The organism is Spirosoma humi (assembly GCF_054776575.1).
The window spans coordinates 465,478-489,449 of record NZ_BAAHBR010000015.1; the positions used below are offsets into that span (position 1 = coordinate 465,478).

Genomic DNA, 23,972 nt, shown 5'->3' on the forward strand with positions numbered 1-23,972 from the left:
CAGAGCGATGTTTATAAGCCCAGACCAGCCTTGGTTGCCGGATCATTCACATTCGCCAGTTCACGAATGTCTGGTACCGTTAACAGCTGCACATCCTGTTGCTGCAGGGCCTGACGCGGAGAGTAGTAGCCGTCGACCATTGCCTGCTGTAGAATCGGGTAAAAAGCTGGCTCGTAAATACCCAGCAGCGGCTCGGGAAACCGGCCATCCGAATCATAGAAAACGGTAGCCGGTTTAGCGGGATTTCGCCCGCGAAGCAGCGCATCGAGCGACAGGGTCGTCAGCAGCGGCATATCGCAGGCCACCACGAGCCAGGCCACCGAAGCATCGTGGGCAAATGCCGACAGGATGCCATTGAGCGGCCCCGGAAAGTCGAACGCGTCAATGACAACCGGAGAATCGGTTGCCCTCAACGCAACGGCCTGCTCAGCATTCACCGACCAGAAAACGGCCTCGCAGTAGGGGGCGAGCAACTCGGCGAGGTGTTCACGCTGGGGTTTTCCATGATACATCAGCTGCGATTTATCGCGCCCCATTCGCGTGCTTCGCCCGCCCGTCAGCACCAGGCCGTTTAACTTAGGCCCGTCGAAAATCCCGCTTTCCACCCGTTTTCTCCATTAGTTTCGTTTCCCGGATAATGATGTCGTGCGACAGGGCTTTGCACATATCGTAAATGGTCAGTGCCGCCACCGACGCACCCACCAGCGCTTCCATCTCTACGCCCGTTTTTCCTTCCGTCGACACCAGACAGTCGATGATGGCGTCGGTGCCCTCCGTGGTGATAGTAATCTGACAGTTGTCCAGACCGAGCGAATGACAAAGGGGAATCAGGTCATCGGTGCGTTTGGCAGCCATGGTTCCGGCAATGATCGCCGTCTGAAACACGGGGCCTTTTTTGGTCGCAATATCACTTCCTCCCGTTCCAGATAGGATTAAGTGCTGCATAATGTCAGGGCCAAGGGCTACAACACTCCGGGCGCGGGCCGTTCGACGCGTCACCGTCTTGGCACCCACATCGACCATGGCCGGATTACCGTCTGCGTTGAGATGAGAAAAAGAGTCCATTTTAGTAAAGGATGAATTATGAATCAAGAATGATGAATAGCTTGCAGTTCTTGAGCAAAATTCATCATTTATACCATATCATTCATCATTTACGTCATGCTTACCGTTGCCGACGCTTTCGCTCTTACTCAACAACATAAACTGAACCTGCCGACCGAATCGGTTTCGCTTGCCCATGCCGCTGGTCGGGTACTTCGCGAAGGAGTTCGTGCCGACCGGGATTTCCCACCCTTCAACCGGGTGGCCATGGACGGAATCGCCATTCGATTTGCCGATTATGCGGCCGGTCAACGCACCTTCCAGATTGTAGGTACGCAGTTCGCTGGTCAGCCGCAGCAAACGCTGAGCGATGCCAATACCTGTCTGGAAATTATGACCGGAGCGATGCTGCCCAGTGGGGCCGACACGGTGATTCGGTACGAAGATGTAAGCATCGCCGATTCGCAGGCGACCCTTACGCTTGAGGATGTGCAAGCGGGACAGCATATTCATCCGCAGGCAACGGATCGCCGGGCTGGCGACGACCTTTTGTCGAGTGGTATGTGGCTCGGCCCATCGGAACTGGCCGTAGCGGCTTCGGTTGGCCAAACAACGTTAACGGTGACGGCGCTTCCCCGGGTGGCGCTTATCTCAACAGGCGATGAACTGGTCGACGTTGGCGACACACCCCTGCCCTACCAGATTCGCCGGTCCAATACCTACATGCTCCAAACAGCGCTGGCGCCCCTGGGCATTGCCGCCACCCTGCACCATATCATTGACGATGAAGCGGCTCTGGAAAATCAGTTAAAAACCCTGCTTGCCGACAACGACGTTTTGATTCTGAGCGGGGGCGTTTCGGCCGGGAAAGCTGACTTTGTGCCCTCGGTGCTGGCCCGGTTGGGCGTGCAGAAACATTTCCATAAAATAGACCAGCGCCCCGGCAAACCGCTTTGGTTTGGCACCGTGATGACTCAGACCGGACCTACCAAAACGGTCTTTGCATTACCCGGCAATCCGGTATCTACGGTACTCTGCGCCTATCGGTATGTGCTGCCCTATCTGCGAACATCGATGGGGCTACCGCCTTCCCCAGCACGGTATGCGCAACTGGGAGCACCCGTCGTATTTAAACCGGCCATTACCTACTTTCTGCCCGTTCGCCTAACCTCCGAACCGGATGGTCGTATGCTGGCGCACCCGCTACCCGGCTCCGGTTCAGCTGATTTTGCGAACCTACTGGCGGCCGATGCTTTCATGGAACTCCCCGCCGAACGTTCGGAATTTGGTGCTGGTGAAGCTTTTCCGGTATGGCCAACCCGCGCCTGAGAGGTGATTTATTCGGTTGGGGCCGTTTTATTTTTCTGCCCGACAATCAGCCCTTCACTGGGCTTCCATTTATCGTATTCCATGTAAAAAGCCGTTTGGCGGGCTACCTCAACCCCTTTGAGTCGGGCAACGACGTGCAGGGCTCCGTCAATCCCGGCGGATACGCCCGCCGTCGTGATAACCTGTCCGTTGTCGACGAACCGGGTGTTTCGCAGGATTTTGGCTTTGGGTGTCGCCTTTTGCAACGGGTCGATGTAGCTGTGAAAGGTCGTTGCCTGCTTGCCATCCAGAAGCCCCGCTTTGGCCAGCAGCCCGGCTCCTGTGCAAACGGACAGCATTATTTCGGCATGTTCAGCGGAGTTTTTTATCCAGTTGATCAGGGTTTTATTTTCAATGAATGGACCGGTCTGGCCACCGGGCAGTACAACGATATCTGGCGCTGGACAATCTTCCAGGCTGTAGTTGGGTATAATCCGGATGAAGCCCTGGCTAACGATCGGTTCCTTACTAAGCGAAACGGTGTAGACATTGAACCCCTCTGTTGACGCGAAAACCTCGCTGGGACCAGAAAAATCCAGTATCTCGACGCCATTATGAATAAAAATGGCTACGTTGCGCGTCTTCGCTTTTGGCTGCCGATCAGCAGCCGTGTTCACCGATGCCACACTTCGCCTGATAAGTGGCATACCGCAATGCAGACAAGTACCGGGCTCTTCATGCCGTTCCGCATCGCACGCACTGCCGCAAGGTTCACAATAATAAGCCAGTAAGTCTGGTTTCGGGCCCGTTTTCTGAGCGTGAACCGGCGTAAAAGAAGCGGCCCATAAACCGATGAGCATAAGACAGTGTACAACAGATTTGATTGAGTTCATAGACGTGATTTCCGGGAGGAAAATGATTCGTTTATTGGTGAAACAGTATCCGGTTTTTTCCAGATTCGGCGGAGTTGGCGCGCGTCCCGAAAGCCGCACTTAGCGGCAATCGCATCCATCGTCATGCCGGGATTATGCAGCAGCGTATGGGCCAGTTCGAGCCGCAGCAGCGTTGTGTAAGCCTTGATCGTAGTGCCGGTTTCTTTTCGAAAGGTACGCGTCAGGTTTCGGGGGCTCATGCCCACCAGGTCGGCTAACTCTTCCAGGCTTGCCTTCGCGTCCAGATTAGCAATCAGCCAGTCCTGCATGTGGTGAATGGCCACATTCATGTGGTTCCGGTAATCCAGGTAAACACTTTTCTGCGAATGCCCTTCGCCCCGACGAAAATAGACGACCAATTCGCGGGCTATTTTGGTAGCGAACAACGGCCCCTGATGCTCCTCTACGATGGCTAACGCCAGATCGATACCCGCGGTAATACCCGCACTGGTATAAATGCCAGCGTCTTTGATAAACAGTCTGTCGTGCTGAACCACCACCCGCGGATAGGTGGATTGTAGTTCGTCGATCCGTTTCCAGTGCGTTGTACATTTCCGGCCATCGAGCAACCCCGCCTGCGCCAACAGAAAAGCGCCGGTACAAACTGAGCCTAGATAAACGCCTTTTTGGTGCTGTTGCCGAAGCCAGCCAAAGAAAGCCGTTTCCTGCTTGAAGGCACTCGACCGAAGATAGGCCATGTCCATACCGGGCAAAAAAATATAATCGCCGGGCTGGGTTTCCATATCGAAAAAGGGCGACATAGGGCCAAAATTCAGCCCTGACGAGCTGGTAACAGGCGCTCCGAGCGAACAATACGCCAGCCGATAAGGCGCTCCATACTCGGCAGCTTCGTAAAAGACCTGCACCGGCCCGGTCAGATCCAGAACGTGTACGCAGGGCGGTACAACAAAAATCAGTTGCGAGGAAGCAGACATCAACCCTTTTCATTAGGGTGTAAAAGTACAGGGTAATTTTATCCGACAAAGGCCAATCAGCGGACATTTTGGGCCATCCAGTCCGCAACCCTCCGAAACCTGCCTGACCGCATTCCCGGCGAAAATCGTATCTTTGCAGCTGATTAACCGCTTATGAACGCCACTTTCGCCAACGATCTATTCCGCCAGAGTATTCAGGACTATCACCTGACGGACAACGTCGACATCCCGATCAACAACCCGTTTCCGGCTGATGCTATTGCTTTCCTGTTATACCAGAAAAACTGGATCGATACGGTGCAATGGCACCTCGAAGACATTATTCGCAGCCCGACCATTCGCCCCGACGAGCTGGTAGCGATCAAGCGCCGGATCGATCAGTCGAATCAGGACCGGACCGACACCGTGGAGCAGATGGACGGCTGGTTTTTCGAGCAGTTTCGGGGTATTGATACCAAGCCCAACGCCCGGCTGAATTCCGAGACACCCGCCTGGCTCCTCGACAGAATGTCGATTTTACAGCTCAAAATATACCATTTTCAGGAACAGGTTGACCGCCCGTCGGTATCGGATGAACACCGCTGGAAAGCGCAGCAAAAACTTGCCGTACTCCTCGAACAGGAACAGGATCTGGCCCACTGCTTCGATGAGCTACTGGCCGATATCCGCAACGGTGATCGGTACATGAAGGTGTATCGGCAAATGAAAATGTACAATGATCCCACGCTGAACCCGGTTCTCTATAGCGAGGCAAAATAAGCATTGGAGTTGTTTCTCCACCTTCACTACCTATATGAAGCAAGTGCTTCTTCTTCGGTTTTCAGCCATGGGCGATGTAGCCCTGCTGGCTCCCGTTGTTCAGGCGTTTACGCAGCGTTATCCCGATACCCGCATCACCCTGGTGACACGGGCGAAGTTTGCCGTTTTTTTTGAGCAGTTCCCTAACGTTCGTGTTATTGGCGCCGATTTCGATGGGCGCCACAAGGGGCTGATGGGCCTGATTCACCTGTTCAACGAGTTGCGGCAGATGGCCTCGTTCGACGTTCTGCTGGATGCCCACCAGAATATGCGCTCGGCAGTCCTGAAACGTTTGTTTCGTCTGGCAGGGGTTCCGTCGTTTACGATTGATAAAGGGCGTACTGAAAAAAGTGCTTTAACCCGAAAGACAAACAAAATCCGGCGTCCGTTACTGCACAGTGTAGATCGGTACGCCCGCGTATTCGAAGCCGCCGGGTTGGCCGTCCAGCCCGCCAATCCGTTTCACTTTCCAACGTTTACGACGGCTGAGGCCGAACTGGATGCCTTGCTGAACAGCCTGTCGGTTACCAGGCATACACCCTGGCTCGGCATTGCGCCCTTCGCCCAGCACACGCAAAAAATGTGGCCCTTCGACCGGTTCGCCCCGTTGTTGGACCAATTATATACGGGTCGGCCCCTTACGATTTTTCTGTTCGGTGGAGGAGCGGCCGAGATCAGCCAGCTTGAAGCGCTGCAACAAAAATTCCCACAGGCAATCTTGGTGGCCGGAAAACTTTCCATGGCCGCCGAGCTGTTGCTCATTAGCCGACTTAGCGGGATGCTGTGCATGGATTCGGGCAATATGCATCTGGCTTCCCTGAGTGGCGTGCCGGTGCTGTCGATTTGGGGAGCCACACATCCCGACGCAGGTTTTGGGCCCTGGGGCCAGGGCGATGAGGCCATTCTCCAGATTTCACCGGATGTCCTCCCCTGCCGCCCCTGTTCCGTATTTGGCAACAAGCCCTGCTGGCGGGGCGATCTGGCCTGTCTGAACGACATATCGGTCGAAGCGGTCTCGGCCAGGGTGCAGCAGATGCTTCGCCAGTAACTAACAAGCAACAACTTATTTTATGACTCAACGCCAACGCTCGTCTATAATTCTGATTCTGGGTTCAATGACGGCACTATCTCCGTTTTCCATTGATATGTACTTGCCGGGCTTTCCGGCCATTGCCCGCGATCTGCAAACAACGGTACCTCAGGTAGCCCTTTCCCTGTCTACCTTCTTCATTGGTATCTCGGCGGGGCAACTGCTGTATGGCCCCCTGCTGGATCGGTTCGGCCGGAAAAAACCACTGTACGCAGGCATGAGCCTGTTCATACTAACGTCCATCGGCTGCATGACCGCGCAAAATATCGACGCGCTGATTGCTCTTCGCTTTTTGCAGGCAATTGGCAGTTGCGTCGCTGGTGTGGCCGCCGTGGCGATGGTTCGGGACCTGTTTCCGGTGGAAGAAAATGCGAAGGTATTTGCTTTGCTGATGCTGGTACTGGGCCTGTCGCCGTTGTTAGCCCCCACCATCGGTGGGTATGTCACGGCTGCCTTTGGCTGGCAGTCTGTTTTTATCATTCTGGCGGTCATGGGCGTTCTGCTCCTGCTGGCTACGCGTTACGGATTGCCGGATGGTTACCAACCCGACACCTCCTTATCCCTGAAGCCCCGGCCTATTTTAGCCAACTTTCTGATGGTACTCCGGGAGCCCCAGTTTTCTACCTACGCGTTTGCGGGCGGCATGTCCTTCGCAGGCCTGTTCGCCTACGTGGCCGACTCGCCACTGGTCTTCATGGACATTTTTAAGGTGAGCGGACAAGTCTATGGCTGGATATTCGCCGGATTGTCCGTAGGCTTGATTGGGGCCAGCCAGCTAAATAGTTTTCTGCTACGGCATTACCGGAGTGAGCAACTTGTATTTGCCGCTCTCTGTTGCCAGGTAACCATCACCCTGATTTTTCTGCTCCTGACCAGCCTGGGCTGGATTGGGCTCGTCGGCACACTGGTTCTCCTGTTTGCTTTTCTGGCCTGCCTGGGCATCAGCAACCCCAACAATGGAGCCCTGGCTCTGGCGCCGTTCACCAAAAATGCAGGCAGTGCTTCGGCCCTGATGGGGGCCACCCAAATGGGTCTGGGAGCTTTGGCCTCCCTCTGCGTGAGTGTTCTTAACAACCATACGGCCATCCCCATGGTGAGCATTATGACGGCTACGTCCCTCCTCGCGCTGTTTATTTTACTTGTGGGCCGTAAGACCATCCGGAACAAGTCAGCTAAACTGGCTGAGCCTTTAAACGACCCAATCATGCTCCACTAAATCCACTCGGCAGAAAAAGAGCGGCACCCTTACTACAGTAAGGGTGCCGCTCTTTTTCTGCCGAAAAACGTTAAGCCGCTACCGTCATGGGGCTGGCTGACGTACTCCCTTCGGGTAGCCATTCAGGCATTGGCTCTACCGTAACGACCACATATTTGGAGGTCGGTTGGTTGCTGATATACGCCACACTGGCGATGGGGACCAATGGATTCATCTCCGGGTAATAAGCTGCGGTATTGCCCCTCGGGATGTTGTAGGGGATAGCGATAAATTTCTCCAGTGTCCGCTGCTGGCCTTCAAAATGGCTGGTAATCGTCACAAGCTGACGCTCGCGAATGTGCCGATCACTCATATCCTGCGGGTTCATAAAAATCACCCGGCGTTCGCCATACACCCCACGGTACCGGTCATTGTAGTCGTAGATCGTCGTGTTGAACTGGTCGTGACTACGGATCGACATCAGGACCAATTGATCAGGCTCCAGGTGGTGTTTCGGCATTTCCGCCACGGTAAAATTAGCCTTTCCGTTCTCCGTTGTGAAACTTCGTTCGCGGGGGCCGTTGGGCAGATAAAAGCCACCGGGCTTACGAATTTTCTCGTTGAACTTATCGAATCCCGGAATCACCCGGGCAATCGCGTCCCGAATGGTATCGTAGTTTTCCGTATACCCGACCCAGTCAACGGTCGAGCGATCACCCAGCGTCGCAATGGCAATCCCCGACAGAATGGCTACTTCACTGAGCATTTCACTGGATAGCGGTTCCAGCACCCCTTTATTCTGGCTAACCACGCCCATTGAATTTTCGCAGGACGTGAACTGATGACCTGACCGCTGCCTATCGATATCCACGTGGGTCAGGCAGGGCAAAATCAGCGATGTTTCACCGGTTACGAGATGTCCCCGGTTGAGTTTTGTGCTGACAAAAACAGTAAGCCGCTGTTTGCGAAGGGCCTCGGCAACAAACTCCGTGTCAGGCGCTGCCGACAGGAAATTTCCTCCCAGGCTCATGAACACCTTCGTTTTTCCTTCGTACATCGCCTTGATCGACTCCACCGCATCGTAGCCATGTTCGCGGGGTGGTTCAAAACCATACTCTTCGGCCAGTGCGTCCAGGAACTCTTTGTGAGGTCGTTCCCAAATCCCCATCGTTCGGTCGCCCTGCACGTTGGAATGCCCCCGCACAGGACAGGTTCCGGCCCCCGGCTTACCGATCGCCCCTTTCATCAGGTGCAGGTTGACAATCTCCTGCACGCTCATCACGCCGTTTTTCTGCTGCGTAATGCCCATAGCCCAGCACGTAATAATCTTCTGCTTTGGGGCAATCAGATTCGCAGCTTCCAGCAATTGGCCCTGCGACAGCCCGCTAATCTCTTCAATATCCTCCCAACTGGTGTTTCTGAGATTAGCCAGAAATTCATCGTAATGAGCGGTGTACTGTTTAATAAACGCATGGTCGATAACTTCGCCGGGGTTTAGTTCTTCGGCGCGCAGGAGGTGCTTCATAATGCCCTGCAAGACAGCCATATCCCCATTGACCTTGACCTGTAAATGCAGGTCGGCAATGGGTGTACCGGCACCGAGCAACGTACCCACCGCCTTGATCGGATTCATGAAATCCTGCGGATTCTTGAAGTGACTCAGGCCCGCTTCGTGCAAGGGATTAACGGCAATAATCTTGGCCCCATTTCGCTTGGCAATTTGCAGTGCCGTCAGCATTCGGGGGTGATTGGTGCCGGGATTCTGGCCGATGATCAGAATGACTTCAGCCTCGTGAACATCATTCAGCGTTACCGACCCTTTGCCCAGTCCCAGCGTCGGACTCAGGCCCGAGCCGCTGCTTTCGTGGCACATGTTGGAACAATCGGGCAGGTTATTGGTACCAAATTGCCGGACAAAAAGCTGGTAAAGATAGGCCGGTTCATTGGGCACTTTCCCCGACGTATAGAAGATAGCTTCATTGGGCGATGTCAACGCATTGAGTTCATCAGCCACGAGTTGAAACGCATCGGGCCACGAAATCCGGGTATAATGCGTCGCGCCGGGCCGTCGTACAACGGGATGCGTCAACCGACCGGCGTTGTTCAGGTCGCGGTCGGTCATGTGCGACAACTCCACCAGACTATGTTTGGCAAAGAACTCCGGATCAACGCGCTGGTGATCGGCATCTGACGCGGTTGCTTTCGCACCATTTTCGCAGAATTCCGCTACCGAACGATGATCGTCGGGATCCGGCCAGGCACACGATGAGCAGTCGAAACCATCTTTCTGATTCAGTTTCAGCAACGCGTGTGTACCCCGGCTAACCCCCGCTTCTCCCCATGAAAATTCCATGGATTTCAGTACAGCGGTAACCCCGGCGGCTACCGTGGCCGGTTTGCCTAATTTGAGCCCGGTAAAGGCTTCGGGCGGTTGAGCTAGTATAGGATTTTTATGTTTGGCATCCACATTATTAGGGGCGGGGAAAATGCGTTTGTCGGCATCGGGCTTACCCAACGGGTCGTAGTGGTCGTTGGTTTTTTCGGTGCCCTGGGTGGGGCGTTCACCACTTTTGGGTGTATTATTTATATCCTGTTCGGCCGGATTGCTTGGCCGGGATTCGCTATTGGGAGACTTTTCCATCTAATCGGGCGGTTATTACATCGATACTCAACCATCGGGCAGGTTGCGCGGTAAACACAACCTGTATCCCTTAACCAATTAGTAGTGTATATGGCCAGCCGAAATTAACTTTTTCTCGTTAGTATTGGCTTACGGGCTCCAAGCGACCAAGACCTCACTCAAAGTTCTTTTTTTTCGTTCGCAACTCTTTCACGTCAAAATCGAACGAGAGATCATTCATGCACTTGAAGTGCTTCATCGGGCAGTTACCGAGGCCCGTGGCAGAACAGGGACGGCAACCCAAACCCGGTGTTTCGAGCCGGACGTGGGCCGTTTTATAGGGATAGAAGCCGAACTGAGGTGTCGTGCTCCCCCAAATAGAATAAACTTTCTTTCTAAGGGCAGCGGCTATATGCATCAGTCCTGTATCGTGACTGAAAACGACCCGGGCCCGTTGTAAAAATGAAGCGGATTGGTTGAGGTTAAACAGGCCACAGGCGTTATAAATCTGCTGATGCCCAATGGCTCTTACTATTTCGTCGCCGACCTGACGATCCTCCTTATCACCCAGCAAGACAATGGGGTAATTGATTTTAAGGCATAACTCAATCATCCGCAGCAGCGGCAATCGACAGGTCATGTGCTTGCCACCAATCGCATAGGCAACGTAGTCATTCTGATGCGTTTCTGGCAACCAGCTGGCTTCAACCTCATCTTTATACGGAATGAAATAATCCAGCCCTCGCCCATCGTTTTCGATCCCCAGGGGCAGCACCGTGGCCATATAGCGATCCACAACATGCTGATCAGGGAGCGCATTGATTTTCCAGCCGACATAAAGCCAGGTACGAAACAACTGTTTCTCAACACTATAGGAACGCGAACCCAGCGCGGCTTTGATCAGGCGGGTGGCAAACGTGTTTTGCAGATCAATGACGTAATCGAACCGCTGAGCCCCGAGTTGCCGGATCAGGGCATACAAACTATCCTGTAAATAGTACGACTGCGTGATATACGGATTGTAGGCAACGATGGGCGCATACGCCTGTCTGGTGCAGAAATGAATGGTGGCGTTGGGCAGTTGCTGTTTCAGGCAACGCACAACGGGCGACGTCAAAACGACATCGCCAATGGAGGCAAATTGCAGAATCAGTACGTTTACCGGGGAGGCCATAGTGTAATTGCTTCACAAATCTATTCTATTTACAACACCGCACCAAACCAATTAATAACTCCACCAGCGCGGCTTGACGGGTGTGCGGTACAAGTTATTTTCGCACACGATACAGGGTGGGGTTGTCGGGTAGGGTATCACCGTCGGGAAATCCAGTTTGGGGCCGCCCTGGCCCTGGCTCCGGTCTACATATAAATAGCCTGCAGAAACGCCAACAGCCCCAAAATACCCATAGACCCGTTCGCCGGGATCGCTGATGCAGGTTACATTCCCCTGCACACTCGACGGAGCGGCATCGAACAGGCCACCCGTATTGCTGGTCAACTGCCGCACACTCTTCCAGAACTGATAGGCATTCCGGCTAAGGGCCTGTTGTTCAACCTCTATGTAGTATCGACTGAATGACGTAAAGGGTACATCGGTAATAAATTGCCGGCTGATGGCCTTTCCGTTAATATTGGCGTCGGAGTTAAGCGTAAGGCAATTATAACATCGGGTAATATCCCAGCATTCCGAACAGCATGAAATACCCGTGTAGATATTTTGGGCAGGTATGAATGTTTTCCGGCATGCAGCCACCATTTCATAATGCGTCCAGCTCCATTTGTAATAGTTACCCAGCGTATCCGGATCGTCCGAATCTACATAAACAGACCAGGTCTGTTCGGCATCGGCGACGGTCGTCGTGGGCGTATATCTGGATTCGTAATACAGTTTTTTAATGGGTGGCACAGCGGGCAAAACCTCCGGTGTCGACACATACCGTTTGCCGGATCGGGTCTGAATCGTGAGCGTATAACGTCGCCCCGGCACGCCCCGCATCCCCGTTGCACTGGTCTGATAGGTGCCACCGGGCGACATTTCCTGCAGGGTTTCCTGATTCCCCAGGTTGTCGGCGATGACGACCGTGGCGCCAGCTTCCAGCAGGTTGAGGCTTTTGTATGAGTAGTCGGCCGTTCGGGTGAGCTTGATCGTATACGGACCGGGTTGATCGGTAACCTGCCCTTCAATGATCAGGGATGGGGGAATGCTGACCGGATCAGGCTGGAATTCTGTTACGCACGAAACCAGGAGGAGAACACACAGCACGAGTTGAGCCAGTACGGAAACAGAACGTCGCATCAGAATTTGAAGTTGTAGGTCAGTGATGGGAAAGCCGTTCCGAAAATAGACAGCTTATAAGCATCCGAAAACGAGGCCGGGCTTAGCTTGTAGAAGATGGAATAGGCATTTTTGTGGGCATACACGTTGTATATCGAAAATACCCAACTGCTCTGGTTTTTCTTGTGCTTGAGCGGATTCTGTTCGAACGTCATTGAAAAATCAAGTCGGTGATAATCCGGCACGCGCTGCTGGTTACGGTCCAGGTAGATCGGGATGACTATTCCAGCCACCCGGGCAACGGCCGCTGGCTGCGTTGTGGGGCGCCCCGTGCTATACGTAAAGTTCAACGACATACTGAACCAGGGCGTTGGCCGGTGCGTAGCCAGGACGTTAAGTGTATGAGGCTTGTCGTAGTTGGCCGGATACGGATTCCCGCTGTTGACCCGTTCGCTTGCGTAGGGGCTGTTCATGGTCAGGAAGGTACGCGCGTAGGTATAGCTCATGAAACCCGTCCAGCGCCCTTTATTTTTCCGCAGTAACCCTTCAAATCCGTAAGCCCGGCCACTCCCCTGCACAATCTGCGTTTCAACTGCTTCGGCCAGTTGTAATTCAGCTCCGTCCCGGTAATCGATGGCGTTGGTCAGCGTCTTGTAATACACTTCGCCCGATGCTTCAATGGCGTTGTCGGCGGTATTACTGAAATAGCCGAGTGACCACTGGTCGGCGATGACGGGTTTGGTATACCTATCGCTCAGGTGCCAGCGCGACGTAGGCAGGGCGGCTGTAGTATTGGTGACCTGCTGAATGTACTGCCGTAGTCGGCTATAGCCCGCTTTGATGGCCTTTCCCTCACTGACCGACCAGCGTACCGCCAGCCGGGGTTCCAGTCCACCCGTTGTGTGATAAGTTTCCCCCGATCCGTACGTTTGCCGCGAAGCAACTGTTTCATCCTCCCGGGGGCCATTTTCCTGGTAAGTACGTACCGTAGCGGGCCCCCGGTTTAGTAATTCGGAATAGCGCAGACCGGCAATGATCGCCACCGCCGAATTCACCTTCCACTCATCCTGAACATAGGCTGCGAGTTCATAGGCCTGCTCGCGGGCAAGGTCAACCGGCAGCACGTTGGAATACGGTCCCGGAATTCGGGTATTGGGCTGAATCTGATAAGCAATCGCACTGACGCCTGTCTGCCACTGGTGGGTTTCATTGGGAGTGTAGGTCAGGTCTGACTTTAGCTGACGATGCCAGACACCCGACTTTAACTGAAAGGCGTTTGATGAATCAGAAGACGACAGATCGGCCTGATAACGGCTCAGGATGACGGATGTAGCCAGATTTACCTGCTTGCTCATGAAGTAATTCCAGCGCAGTACGGCGTTCGCAGTCTGGTAGTTGAACCGGGTTGAGGAGGCATTGATTTCCTGCCCGGAGAGGGAGTCGGAAGCCAGTTTAAAGATGTCTTTACCCAGGTAGCCCGTCAACGTGATCGTATTCGTTTCGTTGGGCTGGTACTTGAGTTTGGCCGTCAGGTCATAAAAATTGGCCTGTGTCCCTTTCAGATTTGGGGGAGCCAGTTTAAACAGAAAATCATTGAACGAGGCCCGCGCCCCTGCCAGAAAGGACAGTTTGTTTTTGATGATGGGCCCCTCGACGCCTAAGCGACTGGAGATGATACCAATACCGCCATTAACGCTCCATTTGGTAGCATCCGGTTCTTTGATCTTCACATCCAGCACGGACGACGCCCTTCCCCCGTAGGCAGCCGCTACCCCGCCCCGATTCAGGGTTACGTCACGAACGACATCCGGATTGAACACGGAGAAGAACCCCATCAAGTGGCTTGAATTGAACACCGGAGCCTCATCGAACAGAATGAGGTTCTGGTCGGCACTCCCCCCCCGGACGTTGAAACCCGGCGCGCCCTCGCCAACCGTTGTTACGCCCGGCAGCAGCAACAGGCTACGCACAATGTCAACCTCGCCCATCAGGGGCGGAATCCGGCGGATACTGCGAATGGTGAGTTGCGAGACACCTATTTCAACTTTACGAACATTTCGGTCGGGTGTCTCACTCGTTACGACGACCTCTTCCAGATCTTTGGCATCGTCTTCCATCGTCACTTCCCGGAAAAGCGTTTTCTGCAGCGAAATCGTATCCTGTTTGGAGCGGTAGCCCACGTGCGAGAAGCGTAATATGTAGTTGCCGGGCGGCAGTTGCACAATATAGAACCCATCCTTTGCAGTCACATACCCTTTCGATACGTTCAGTACGACAATATTGGCCCCCTGAATTGGTTTACCGGTTTTCGCATCCCGAACGTAGCCCGTTGCCGAAAACATAGATGCGGCCCCTGTTAAGTTGTTTTTTTGCTGGGCCATTGCCCCATTAAGCAACGATGAGAAAAGCAACAGTAAACGTAAAAATCGCATAGGCTGGTGGTTAGAAGGCGTAAAAGCAAAAAGTCCATTAAGCTGATACTTAATGGACTAAAGGCGTAAACTGGTCGATATACCCTATTTCTGACTCCCCTTAACGGATTATTAATTCATACGCGACAAAAGGATATTATTTACTTAAGTATATTATCCAGTAGTTATAAATATAATTACTTATTTATTCTTTATACTTATTGTTTCTGGAAATAATAATTTCTCAATTAATTCATGCACCTTCGTACATGGGTTATGATTTGCATAATCGGTGCGGCCAGCGAACACAGTTTCCAACTTTTTTGCCCAAATTATGGCCTGCTTCATATCACCATGCTGTTGAAGGAGTAAAAACATTTCCTCACTATTCTTCTGATATTTGTAAGACCGGTTTAATTTCTTTGACAATTCACGTTCAATAACACCTTTATAATCAGTGCGAGACATCCCATGTTGGAAAAACTGAAAATGGAGTAGATACCATAGTTCAAAAGCCTCGTTTGTCCAGGCACAATGGACATTAAGAGCTTTACTCTTAAAAATAGCATTATTAAAATTTGCTTCTGGAAAACTATCTCTATCAAATACGGCCCAAACTTCATCAATAATTCGCCCCTGCTTTTCAATTCTCGCCTTAGCATCAACCGCGTCCTGTATAACGGTTAACGTGTTATGCCCCTCTCCTTCAATAGCTAGTTCTATAGTATTGACAACACCGGGCGGCAGATTCTTTTCCAGTCCTTTGAAATAATTAGGCTCCGTTTTAGCACCTTCACACACAATTAGGAAGAAACGTCGCTTAACTCTATTATTCTGTTTACGACTACTTTCCTGACGGTCGAAACGGCTTCGTAAAGCATTGTCTATTTTTACTTTCCGGGCCATTATGACGCAATTTTCGATAAATCACCGATGAACGGAATGGCCCCATAGCGTCCCTGAATATAATCCTCCTCAAACGAACGGTCTTTACGTATTTTCGTGCCATCTTCTTCCTGATACTCAACTAATGAGTATAGGGATGTCGCTCCATATTGATCTTTCTCAGTAAAATAGACTTGATCTCGCCGGAACAGCTTAGCGGACAGCAAGTTAGTATCATGTGTGGCAAAAATTAACTGGGCATTTTTCGGATTTAGCTCAGGCTGATTGAAAAGACGAATAATTGCCTGAGTCATTAGCGGATGCAGTTTAGCATCTAGTTCATCGACTATGATGATACCCCCATCGTATAAGACTAAGTAAATTGGGACAAGTAAATCAAAAAACTTATTAGTGCCTGCTGACTCATTCGTATCTAAATCAAAGATCACATTTCCAACTGAGTTGTTGCGGTCATCATACTTTTGATGAATAGTCTTAATACCTGTCGTAAATTCTCCTTTAACTAAATCAAATATCTTTCGCTGGCTTTCTTCAGAAAATCTTGACAAGTATTCATTCTCAACATCTATTTCTTCCTTTTGAAGTATTATATCTGAAAAGCCTAAATTAAGCAGACTCATCAGGTTAAGTAAACGCTCCCGTATTGTTGGTGCATCTAATAAACGAAAAAGAATTTTTCGGTAGCTTTCATGTCCCAAACCTGAAACGACCAACCACCGATTAAACCAAATCATTATCTGCTTCGCTACTATTCCATTAAATTGATCACATATAGCTAGAAACAAAGCATTATCACGAGTTCTTTCCTCTAAACCTTTTCCTTCTTTAAAATCTTTAAATACTTCAATTTTATCTGCTTCTCGTAGAAATAAGGGCTTCTCCCTTTCTTTGCGAGCTACAAATAACCATTCGGCTTTTACTGATTTCCGGTCAACTTCAAAGCCATACCGATAGCGTAAATTATCGAGTAAAAACAATATCTCAAAATAGCTTGGTTTCCCCTCAGTTTCGGTACTAAGTTGAAACGGTTCGATCTCGATTTCGGCTGTTGATGAACGGGCTGCCGATGTGGTTACAATCCGATTCATTACCTCCATTGCTTTCAACACGTTCGACTTACCACTAGCATTAGCGCCATACACGACCGCGCTTCGAATCAGTTGATAGCGCCCAGCATTAATTAACTGTTCACGATGTTCACTTATAGATGACGCATCTAAGCGTAACGTTTGTCGGTCCTTTATAGATAGAAAATTGGCGAGACTAAATTCAATCAACATGACAACTTTAATAAAATGGAGAATCACCGCTTATATTCTAGACAAATAAATAGCTAAATGTGAGAAATTTTCTCACATTTAGCTATTTATTTGTCTAGAATTACTTTTTAGTCCGCCTTTCCTGGAAATAACTACTCATTTCGTTCAGTGTCAGGGCATTGAACGTCATGGCTTTGGTTAATCCGCCTTTCCGGCCAACGGCTACCCCATAATGCATGTCCAGTAATCCAACCAGGTCGTGCGCGTCGGGGTTGATACTTAGCATAACGCCCTGTTGCATGGCGTAATCGATCCAGTGCCAGTCAATGTCAAGCCGGTAAGGACTGGCATTGATTTCGATAATGACTTTGTGTTCAGCACAGGCGTCGATAATGGCCCGATGATCAATCGGGTACCCTTCGCGGGCGAGCAGTAACCGGCCGGTTGGATGGCCCAGGATCGTTGTATAAGGATTTTCAATGGCCCGTAATAAGCGCGTGGTGGCTTTCTCCTGCGTCATCGTCAGCGTCTGGTGAACCGACGCCACAACGTAGTCGAAGGTCGCCAGCGTAGCGTCATCGTAATCGAGCGAACCGTCACCCAGAATATCAGATTCGATACCCTTGAAAATTCGGAAGTCTAACCCGAACCCTTTGTTCAGCTCGTCAATCTCAAGCTGTTGCTGACGAACCCGTTCAGCGTCTAGCCCACCGGCATAAGAGGCTGTCTTAGAGTGGTCGGCAATGCCGAAGTAACTCAGGCCAAGCTCCCGGCAGTACGCAGCCATACCGGCCACGGACTGCTTCCCGTCCGACCAGGTACTGTGGTTATGAAGCGTTCCCCGAAGATCGTCCCAGGTAACCAGTTCTTCGCTGGTATGGCGACTGGCCCAGCGAAAGGCAAAATCATCTTCCCGCATTTCGGGCACGATATAGGGCAAGCCCGCCCGCTGGTAAATGGCTCGTTCCGTTTCCGTTACGTCTTCTGAATGCGCTACCTCCGACAGTGTACTGGCGTAAGCAACCTGCAGTAACGGAATACCGCCCGCTCCGGCCTGGAGCAAATGGGGGTCGGCAGCGGTATGAATGAAGAGTTGCCGATTCATTTGTTCGGCCGGATAAAACAACAATTCTACCTGAACATCGAACCCAGTCAGTCGGCCCCGCCAGACAAACGGCGACGACTCGGCCTCGTGCTGCGTTAGATTCGGCAACGTGTTCAGAACACCCATTGCCGAAACCGGATCGCTGGTTTGGATAAGCAGCTGTACGGCATCGACCTCCTGCGCTTTCCGGCGTACCTGGCCGCTTATTTCAACGCGCTCAAAATGCGTTGCCAATTCGTCGTGGAGCAGGTTAGCCATCATCGCGGCTTTATCCATCCGAACCTTGCCCTGCTGCTCCTGCAAAAACTCCAGTGCCGCCAGGATTTTATCCTGCGTACTGGCCCCAAATCCTTTTATTTTGGCAATCTGGCCACTCTCTCCCGCCAGTTGTAGATCCCGAAGGTTGGTAATGCCTAACTCATGCCAGAGCGTACGGACTTTTTTTATGCCCAATCCCTTTATACGGAACATGTCCAGAACACCTTCGGGCGTTTGGGCGAGTAACTCGTCGAGGTCTGTCAAGTGTCCGGTGTCGGCTATCTCCCGGATTTTTTGTGCTATGGATTTACCAACGCCGGGCAGTTTAACCAGTTCGTCAACGGGCAGATTACTCAGGTCGGCCGTGGATTTGTCCAGGTTAAAGGCGGCACTCTGGAAAGTACGTGTCTTGAAGGCGTCACGGTCGTGAAGCTCCATCAACCGGCCAGTCAGTTCAAGCAGGTCGACGATTTCGGAATTGGTCATGATAATGGGTTAATTCACTCCGCCAGTTTGGCAATTGGTCAGATTTTAAAGAAAACGAGCGCCGGGCACCTGGATATTTGCTTCATCAAAACAGACAAACCTGTTTATTAACCCTGTCTAAAAATCAAGATCATGGCACCGATCCATTCCGCTCCTCAACGCGACCCTTCTTTATGGAAACAAGCGAAAGCCCGCGTCGGTTTTCGTATTCACCTGCACTCTTTTCTGATTAGTAATGCCGGGCTATGGCTCATTTGGGCCTTCACCACATTCGCCGTTCGGTCAACAAACCACGCGGGTCTTCTTTTTCCCTGGCCTATTTTTCCGATGATCGGCTGGGGCATTGGCTTATTGTCCCACTACGCCAGCGTATACCACAGAGGCAGTGAACAGAACATGATTGAAAAAGAGTACCAGAAGCTGGTGATTCAATAATATGAAACGTGAAGACTAGAGCGTATACCCCGTATGCTTCACGTTTCACACTACGCTATACAGCTACCGGCGCTTTGATAGCCGGGTGCGGATTGTAATTGTCGAGCGAGAAATCGTCGTACGTAAAGTCGAAGACGGACTTCACCGCCGGGTTCAGCCGCATGGTCGGCAGTGGGCGGATGTCGCGGGCGAGCTGGGTTTCCACCTGTTCCAGGTGGTTCAGGTATAAATGAGTGTCACCGCCTGTCCAGATGAATTCGTGGGCTGTGTAGCCGCATTCCTGGGCAATCATCATTGTCAGTAAGGCGTAGCTGGCAATGTTGAAGGGTACGCCCAAAAACACGTCGGCACTGCGTTGGTAAAGCTGGCAGGAGAGTTTGTTTAACGTCTCTCCTTTTTCGGGGTCCGGGGGCGCTACATAAAACTGCATCAACAGATGACAGGGGGGCAGAGCCATACTGGGTACATCGGCGGGATTCCAGGCCGAAATGATCATCCGGCGCGAATCCGGCGTGTTTTTAAGCTGTTTCAACACATCGCTCAACTGGTCGATCGTCTGTCCGTTCGACTGCCAGCTTCGCCACTGTTTGCCGTACACGGGGCCTAAATCGCCATGCTCGTCCGCCCACTCATCCCAGATCGACACGCCATTGTCTTTCAGGTACTTGATATTGGTATCGCCCTTGATAAACCACAACAATTCATGGATGATCGACTTCGTATGTACTTTCTTCGTCGTAAGCAGCGGGAAACCATCCTGCAGGTTGAAGCGCATTTGATAACCAAAAACACTTATAGTGCCAGTGCCGGTACGGTCTGTTTTGCGCGAACCATTGGCAAGAATATGGCGTAGGAGATCGTGGTATTGTTGCATAAACAAAAGTCGTAAGTCGCGAGGGGTAAGGCAAACTTTACGACAAAAATAAAACCCCTCGCCCGAAAGGCGGAGGGGTTCAGTGCACTGTAACGTAAGTAGACGTTTGCTCAGGCCTGAATCTCAAACGAATACGTAATATCGGCGGACGGGCGAAACTGCGCAGTCGCGGAACAGTATTTGTCCATCGAAAGGTCGATGGCGCGTTTCACCTTTACTTCGTCCAACTGTCCCTTGAGCAGGTACGTAATGTGAATCTTTTTGAAGGGCGATGGCGTTGCGTCTTTTTCCCGTAACCCGTCAACTTTCATCCGGAAGTCGTCGATCACCTGTTTCTGTTTCTGCAGGATAAGGACAACGTCGATAGCCGAGCAGCCAGCCAGGCCCATCAGCAACATCTCCATCGGGCGGGCTCCCGCGTTATGGCCACCAATGTCGGTGGCGGCATCCATATGCTGGGCTACGCCAGAGGCACCAAGCGCTTCAAAATGAAAGGCATTGTCGACGCGAACCAACTCGACCTGCATTGTCTTAAATTCCTGAACGGTGTCAACCGGTTGTGAATCAAGCATTGTGTTTTTGCGTTTAATGGAAAGAGTTTGTATTTTCACCAGCCAAACGTAAAGACCGGCCATGTCTGAAAAATTCACTGACGACCTTTTTGACCTTAAAAACGACCGGCGGTTGAGCGTCTACCTGTATCGGGCAGGGTTCGGTGCCTGGTTGCTTTACATTCTGTCGGGCGCAAAGTTCATGCAGTCGGTGAGTCTCTATCGAACAGATTTTGGCGTGTTCTCGTTCTTTCTGATGGTCATGGGCTTATCGGCCTCCATGATTTATGATTACTACCACCACCCGGCGGAGTTTGCGCAAAAGAAAAAGTGGCTGGCGTTCAGCTATTTAGTACTAGCAGGATTGGTTTATTTTCTTATCCTGAACAATAAGCCTCTTTCGTTGCCGCATTTCCTGGGCCAGGGACTTTTCTGATTCTTTCCAAGCGACAACCGCTATCATTCGCTTGCCGCGTACCTGTTTATGACCGTTTCTTTACAAAAAGCGGAGTCTACAACATGCTCATCAGGACTGGTTTAGCTAACTGAAACCTCCCATGCGTCGGTCAGGCCTACTCATCGACCAAAACAGGCTCCAAAAAATGACAGGCAAAGAAACGTTTATACGCCAGCGTTAAAAATTTCCGGGTCCGTCCAAGCCAACTGGGTTGCCTTAACTTCTTCAGTCGATAGACTAGTCAAAAATTACGCTTCCTTGACAGCCTGCGAATCATAATAGGCTCAATAATCTGTACCTTTGGGCGTCAAAAAAACAAACGTACACGCATTACATTCATCATTTCTCAATTATGAAGAGACTAAGTTTTACACCCCTTGCCGTAGCTGTTCTTCTCACACTTTGTTCACTCTCAGTTGCTCAGGCTCAACTTAAAGTACCCGCAGCCAGCCCTTCCCAGACCACCAAACAGAGTTTTGCCTTGGGCGACATTACGCTCGACTACTCCCGGCCAGCGGTTAAAGGCCGAACCATTTTTGGCGATCTGGTGCCCTACGATAAAGTATGGCGGACGGGTGCCAATGCAACCACTAAAATCACGTTTTCATCGGATGTGAAGCTGGAAGGTAAAGAAGTAAAAGCGGGCACCTACGGACTGTTCACGATTCCCGGAAAAAACAGCTGGGAAGTTATGCTTTCCAAAGATCTGGCGCTGGGTGCCAACGTGGGCGACTACAAAAAGGAAAACGAAGTCGTACGGGTTCAGGTGAAACCGACTACGCTGGCGAACAAAGTAGAAACGTTTACCATCAACATCGCCGATATTCTGCCTAATTCGGCCGTCCTGGAAATCATGTGGGATAAAACCCGCGTTCCGGTTACCATCACCGCCGATATCGATCAAACGATCGTGAAGAACATCGAAGCTTCCATGGCATCGGATAAACCGGCTTATTTCGAGGCTGCCAGCTATTATTACGACACAAACCGGGATTTGAAACAAGCGCTTGGCTGGGTAACCAAAGCCACGGAACAAAATCCAAAAGCATTCTGGGTGATGTTGCTGAAAGCCCGGATTGAGCTGAAATTGAAAGAAAAAGCCAGTGCGATTGCCAGCGCTGAAAAAACGGTTGCGTTAGCGAGCGAAGCCAAAAATGCGGATTACGTAAAAATGGCCAACGACCTGATCGCTTCGGCAAAAAAATAAAATCCGTTCTCTGTCGAACGAAAAACGGCCGCCCCTAGCAGGGGCGGCCGTTTTTCGTTCGGGTAAGCAACAACCTTTCCGGTTAGTATCCAGGGTTTTGCTTCAATTGTGTCGAAACGTTCAGCACATTCTGTCCAATGGGAAAAATGGCGGTGTGGTTATCAGCATCGGGTTGCTTGTCCCACCAGGTGCCCGAGTTGAATACGCCCCACCGGATCAAATCCGTGCGACGACGGCTTTCGACCAAAAATTCACGCCCCCACTCATCGATCATCTCCTGATCGGTCAACTGACTGCCGTCGGGCTTGTACAGACTAGGTGAACCCGCCGGGTAGTTACGCGCCCGAACCGTATTCAGCAATGTAGCCGCGGATGCTTTATCGCCCGCCCGGTATTTGCATTCGGCCAGGGAATAATAAATTTCAGCCAGTCGAATTTCAGCGTAAGCCGACGAAATTTTGTTAGGATCACTGCTCGGATAGTACGGATACTTTACCGGAACAAGGCCCGAATTTTGGTCGGCATGGTTCATATTCGACACCTTATCGGCGATTTTAGTGCCGGGCTTGGCGTCCAAGAACATACCCACCTGGTCCCGAAGAAACAGCGCGTATGGTCCTTTGGTCGAACGCACGGTATCGACTTTGCCATTCGTGTTGATGTAAGGCAGATAGCCCGACAGAAACATACCTTCCCGGGTGCTGTTACCCAGGTTCCTGTAGGTTTTCAACCGGTAATCATCCGCGTATTTTTTAAACTTCAGATACGGTTTACCCAGGGCAAAAGAATACTCCGTACTATCGACATCCCGGCCGGGCTGTAAGGCATATTTAGGATTGGACGTACCAAAGTCCGTGAATCCGAAATAATAGGGCGCGTTGACCGGCATCATGAAGAAATACATACCGCCATCGTACTGCCAGTGGGTTAGCCCAAAGCTGCCGGGAAAACCAAAAACTACCTCTGCGGAGGTCGGATTGGTGTAATCGAAGGGGGCATCCCACCGTTTTTCCAGCCCGTAAGTGCCATACTTACCAGCAATGATGTCCTGACAAACAGCGGCACAATCAGCAAAATGGTCGGTTCCCGTATACACTTTGGCGTTCAGGTACAGACGAACCAGCAAGGCGGCCGCCCCACCCTGGGTCCAGCGCCCAATGGCATTGTCACCCAGGCTTTGGCGGGTCGGTAGCTTGGGCAGAGACTCCTTCAATTCCTGTTCGATGTACGAAAACGCTTCCTGCGGTGAAACCTGTGGACCGCCTGCCGATTCGCCTTTTACTTTTTTCACCAGAACGATGTTCCGGTAGAAATCCAGCAGTCGCAGGTTAAGCCACGCTCTGAGGGTCCGCACTTCAGCGATCATGTCGTCGAGTTCGGCCTGACTCATATCGAATTTGCCGGGATCTGTAATGCCCTGCAAATCCTCCAGCGTATTCGTTGCCAGGGTAACACCCCCATAAAGGGCATTCCAGGCATCGGTGGTATAGCCATCGTTGGGGGTCCAGGTGTGGTTATGAACCCGCTGGTATTGCCCCCCATCGAACCAGTCCCCCTGGCGGTTAGCCGTCATCAGCTCGTCGGTACTATTTTCCTGAAGCATGAAGGTTGAGCCGCCCTGAATGGTCCAGTAGCTGTGCTCAAATGGCCGCAGAAAATCCCGAATGACATCGTTCTTGGTCTGCAGGAAATTCTCGGAAGTGATTTTGTCGTACAGGACTTCATCCAGGTTGGTACACCCCACCGCCATCAGCAGAATAAAGGAGGCCGAAACCCTGACCAGAAAACTAGTAAAAATATGATTCCCTTTCATTGGTTATGTCGTA

The 23,972-nt window shown here is 51.5% G+C and carries 21 protein-coding genes; 7 read left to right on the forward strand and 14 right to left on the reverse strand.

The features are described from left to right. Positions 1–11 precede the first annotated feature (11 nt). Positions 12–605, reverse strand: coding sequence for a molybdenum cofactor guanylyltransferase (mobA, locus tag ACYU8Y_RS18265; protein ID WP_460939496.1), 594 nt, complete (start codon positions 603–605; stop codon positions 12–14). After that, the gene (gene moaC / locus ACYU8Y_RS18270) at positions 577–1,065 is read right to left on the reverse strand and encodes a cyclic pyranopterin monophosphate synthase MoaC (protein ID WP_460939497.1); all 489 of its coding nucleotides are present in this window, start codon (positions 1,063–1,065) and stop codon (positions 577–579) included. Before moaC ends, mobA begins: the two co-directional genes overlap by 29 nt. A 96-nt stretch (positions 1,066–1,161) precedes the next feature. Between moaC and ACYU8Y_RS18275 the strand changes: the two genes are divergently transcribed. After that, positions 1,162–2,373, forward strand: coding sequence for a molybdopterin molybdotransferase MoeA (locus ACYU8Y_RS18275; RefSeq protein WP_460939498.1), 1,212 nt, complete (start codon positions 1,162–1,164; stop codon positions 2,371–2,373). An 8-nt stretch (positions 2,374–2,381) separates the two neighbouring features. Here ACYU8Y_RS18275 and ACYU8Y_RS18280 read toward each other — a convergent pair whose 3' ends face one another. Continuing rightward, a complete protein-coding gene (locus ACYU8Y_RS18280; RefSeq protein WP_460939499.1) occupies positions 2,382–3,212 on the reverse strand; it encodes a DJ-1/PfpI family protein in 831 nt (276 codons plus the stop codon). 29 nt (positions 3,213–3,241) lie between these two features. Beyond that, positions 3,242–4,219 carry a GlxA family transcriptional regulator gene (locus ACYU8Y_RS18285; RefSeq protein WP_460939500.1) on the reverse strand — a complete coding sequence of 326 codons (978 nt, stop codon included), beginning with the start codon at positions 4,217–4,219 and terminating at the stop codon, positions 3,242–3,244. 153 nt (positions 4,220–4,372) lie between these two features. On the opposite strand from ACYU8Y_RS18285, the gene ACYU8Y_RS18290 reads away from it, so the two are divergent. The 3 genes from ACYU8Y_RS18290 to ACYU8Y_RS18300 are packed head-to-tail and all read left to right on the forward strand — an operon-like array spanning position 4,373 to position 7,323. Continuing rightward, positions 4,373–4,978 (forward strand): DUF4254 domain-containing protein, encoded by a 606-nt coding sequence (locus ACYU8Y_RS18290; protein ID WP_460939501.1) that lies wholly within the window; start codon positions 4,373–4,375, stop codon positions 4,976–4,978. Between the two features lie 34 nt (positions 4,979–5,012). Continuing rightward, positions 5,013–6,065 carry a glycosyltransferase family 9 protein gene (locus ACYU8Y_RS18295; protein ID WP_460939502.1) on the forward strand — a complete coding sequence of 351 codons (1,053 nt, stop codon included), beginning with the start codon at positions 5,013–5,015 and terminating at the stop codon, positions 6,063–6,065. Between the two features lie 22 nt (positions 6,066–6,087). Continuing rightward, positions 6,088–7,323, forward strand: a complete 1,236-nt coding sequence (locus ACYU8Y_RS18300; RefSeq protein ID WP_460939503.1) for a multidrug effflux MFS transporter — start codon at positions 6,088–6,090, stop codon at positions 7,321–7,323. Between the two features lie 70 nt (positions 7,324–7,393). Here the strand turns inward: ACYU8Y_RS18300 and ACYU8Y_RS18305 are convergent, their stop codons facing one another. From ACYU8Y_RS18305 to ACYU8Y_RS18335, 7 genes are all read right to left on the reverse strand, one after another. Further along, positions 7,394–9,943, reverse strand: a complete 2,550-nt coding sequence (locus ACYU8Y_RS18305) for an FdhF/YdeP family oxidoreductase (protein ID WP_460939504.1) — start codon at positions 9,941–9,943, stop codon at positions 7,394–7,396. Positions 9,944–10,097: 154 nt separating this feature from the next. After that, positions 10,098–11,096, reverse strand: a complete 999-nt coding sequence (locus ACYU8Y_RS18310) for a glycosyltransferase family 9 protein (protein WP_460939505.1) — start codon at positions 11,094–11,096, stop codon at positions 10,098–10,100. 51 nt (positions 11,097–11,147) lie between these two features. Next, positions 11,148–12,218, reverse strand: a complete 1,071-nt coding sequence (locus ACYU8Y_RS18315; protein ID WP_460939506.1) for a DUF4249 domain-containing protein — start codon at positions 12,216–12,218, stop codon at positions 11,148–11,150. Beyond that, a complete protein-coding gene (locus ACYU8Y_RS18320) occupies positions 12,218–14,629 on the reverse strand; it encodes a TonB-dependent receptor (protein WP_460939507.1) in 2,412 nt (803 codons plus the stop codon). The genes ACYU8Y_RS18315 and ACYU8Y_RS18320 overlap by 1 nt, the downstream gene beginning before the upstream one ends. A 180-nt stretch (positions 14,630–14,809) precedes the next feature. Further along, entirely contained in the window at positions 14,810–15,514 is a 705-nt protein-coding gene (locus ACYU8Y_RS18325; protein ID WP_460939508.1) for an RloB family protein, read from the reverse strand. Further along, complete coding sequence (locus ACYU8Y_RS18330) at positions 15,514–16,794, reverse strand: AAA family ATPase (RefSeq protein ID WP_460939509.1); 1,281 nt, start codon at positions 16,792–16,794, stop codon at positions 15,514–15,516. The genes ACYU8Y_RS18325 and ACYU8Y_RS18330 overlap by 1 nt, the downstream gene beginning before the upstream one ends. A 100-nt stretch (positions 16,795–16,894) precedes the next feature. After that, on the reverse strand, positions 16,895–18,622 hold the full coding sequence (locus ACYU8Y_RS18335) for a helix-hairpin-helix domain-containing protein (RefSeq protein ID WP_460939510.1): 1,728 nt from the start codon (positions 18,620–18,622) through the stop codon (positions 16,895–16,897). 132 nt (positions 18,623–18,754) lie between these two features. Between ACYU8Y_RS18335 and ACYU8Y_RS18340 the strand changes: the two genes are divergently transcribed. Next, positions 18,755–19,057 (forward strand): 2TM domain-containing protein, encoded by a 303-nt coding sequence (locus ACYU8Y_RS18340; RefSeq protein WP_460939511.1) that lies wholly within the window; start codon positions 18,755–18,757, stop codon positions 19,055–19,057. Between the two features lie 55 nt (positions 19,058–19,112). Here ACYU8Y_RS18340 and ACYU8Y_RS18345 read toward each other — a convergent pair whose 3' ends face one another. Further along, a complete protein-coding gene (locus ACYU8Y_RS18345; RefSeq protein ID WP_460939512.1) occupies positions 19,113–19,931 on the reverse strand; it encodes a thymidylate synthase in 819 nt (272 codons plus the stop codon). Positions 19,932–20,041: 110 nt separating this feature from the next. Continuing rightward, positions 20,042–20,503: an OsmC family protein gene (locus tag ACYU8Y_RS18350; protein ID WP_460939513.1), complete on the reverse strand. Its 462-nt coding sequence runs from the start codon at positions 20,501–20,503 to the stop codon at positions 20,042–20,044. 61 nt (positions 20,504–20,564) lie between these two features. Here ACYU8Y_RS18350 and ACYU8Y_RS18355 point away from each other — a divergent pair, with 61 nt between their 5' ends. Together ACYU8Y_RS18355 and ACYU8Y_RS18360 are read left to right on the forward strand one after the other, a co-directional pair. Next, entirely contained in the window at positions 20,565–20,918 is a 354-nt protein-coding gene (locus ACYU8Y_RS18355) for a hypothetical protein (protein WP_460939514.1), read from the forward strand. 373 nt (positions 20,919–21,291) lie between these two features. Further along, on the forward strand, positions 21,292–22,146 hold the full coding sequence (locus ACYU8Y_RS18360) for a DUF2911 domain-containing protein (protein WP_460939515.1): 855 nt from the start codon (positions 21,292–21,294) through the stop codon (positions 22,144–22,146). A gap of 82 nt (positions 22,147–22,228) precedes the next feature. Here the strand turns inward: ACYU8Y_RS18360 and ACYU8Y_RS18365 are convergent, their stop codons facing one another. After that, positions 22,229–23,959 carry a RagB/SusD family nutrient uptake outer membrane protein gene (locus ACYU8Y_RS18365; RefSeq protein ID WP_460939516.1) on the reverse strand — a complete coding sequence of 577 codons (1,731 nt, stop codon included), beginning with the start codon at positions 23,957–23,959 and terminating at the stop codon, positions 22,229–22,231. Between the last annotated feature and the right edge of the window lie 13 nt (positions 23,960–23,972).

Coding starts and splice junctions, on each gene's coding strand:
- ACYU8Y_RS18275 (WP_460939498.1), top strand. CDS start 1,162: ATGCTTACCGTTGCCGACGCTTTCGCTCTTACTCAACAACATAAACTG.
- ACYU8Y_RS18360 (WP_460939515.1), top strand. CDS start 21,292: ATGAAGAGACTAAGTTTTACACCCCTTGCCGTAGCTGTTCTTCTCACA.
- ACYU8Y_RS18300 (WP_460939503.1), top strand. CDS start 6,088: ATGACTCAACGCCAACGCTCGTCTATAATTCTGATTCTGGGTTCAATG.
- ACYU8Y_RS18310 (WP_460939505.1), bottom strand. CDS start 11,096: ATGGCCTCCCCGGTAAACGTACTGATTCTGCAATTTGCCTCCATTGGC.
- ACYU8Y_RS18355 (WP_460939514.1), top strand. CDS start 20,565: ATGTCTGAAAAATTCACTGACGACCTTTTTGACCTTAAAAACGACCGG.
- ACYU8Y_RS18365 (WP_460939516.1), bottom strand. CDS start 23,959: ATGAAAGGGAATCATATTTTTACTAGTTTTCTGGTCAGGGTTTCGGCC.
- moaC (WP_460939497.1), bottom strand. CDS start 1,065: ATGGACTCTTTTTCTCATCTCAACGCAGACGGTAATCCGGCCATGGTC.
- ACYU8Y_RS18330 (WP_460939509.1), bottom strand. CDS start 16,794: ATGTTGATTGAATTTAGTCTCGCCAATTTTCTATCTATAAAGGACCGA.
- ACYU8Y_RS18320 (WP_460939507.1), bottom strand. CDS start 14,629: ATGCGATTTTTACGTTTACTGTTGCTTTTCTCATCGTTGCTTAATGGG.
- ACYU8Y_RS18340 (WP_460939511.1), top strand. CDS start 18,755: ATGGCACCGATCCATTCCGCTCCTCAACGCGACCCTTCTTTATGGAAA.
- ACYU8Y_RS18350 (WP_460939513.1), bottom strand. CDS start 20,503: ATGCTTGATTCACAACCGGTTGACACCGTTCAGGAATTTAAGACAATG.
- ACYU8Y_RS18345 (WP_460939512.1), bottom strand. CDS start 19,931: ATGCAACAATACCACGATCTCCTACGCCATATTCTTGCCAATGGTTCG.
- ACYU8Y_RS18285 (WP_460939500.1), bottom strand. CDS start 4,219: ATGTCTGCTTCCTCGCAACTGATTTTTGTTGTACCGCCCTGCGTACAC.
- ACYU8Y_RS18280 (WP_460939499.1), bottom strand. CDS start 3,212: ATGCTCATCGGTTTATGGGCCGCTTCTTTTACGCCGGTTCACGCTCAG.
- ACYU8Y_RS18315 (WP_460939506.1), bottom strand. CDS start 12,218: ATGCGACGTTCTGTTTCCGTACTGGCTCAACTCGTGCTGTGTGTTCTC.
- ACYU8Y_RS18305 (WP_460939504.1), bottom strand. CDS start 9,943: ATGGAAAAGTCTCCCAATAGCGAATCCCGGCCAAGCAATCCGGCCGAA.
- ACYU8Y_RS18335 (WP_460939510.1), bottom strand. CDS start 18,622: ATGACCAATTCCGAAATCGTCGACCTGCTTGAACTGACTGGCCGGTTG.
- ACYU8Y_RS18295 (WP_460939502.1), top strand. CDS start 5,013: ATGAAGCAAGTGCTTCTTCTTCGGTTTTCAGCCATGGGCGATGTAGCC.
- ACYU8Y_RS18290 (WP_460939501.1), top strand. CDS start 4,373: ATGAACGCCACTTTCGCCAACGATCTATTCCGCCAGAGTATTCAGGAC.
- ACYU8Y_RS18325 (WP_460939508.1), bottom strand. CDS start 15,514: ATGGCCCGGAAAGTAAAAATAGACAATGCTTTACGAAGCCGTTTCGAC.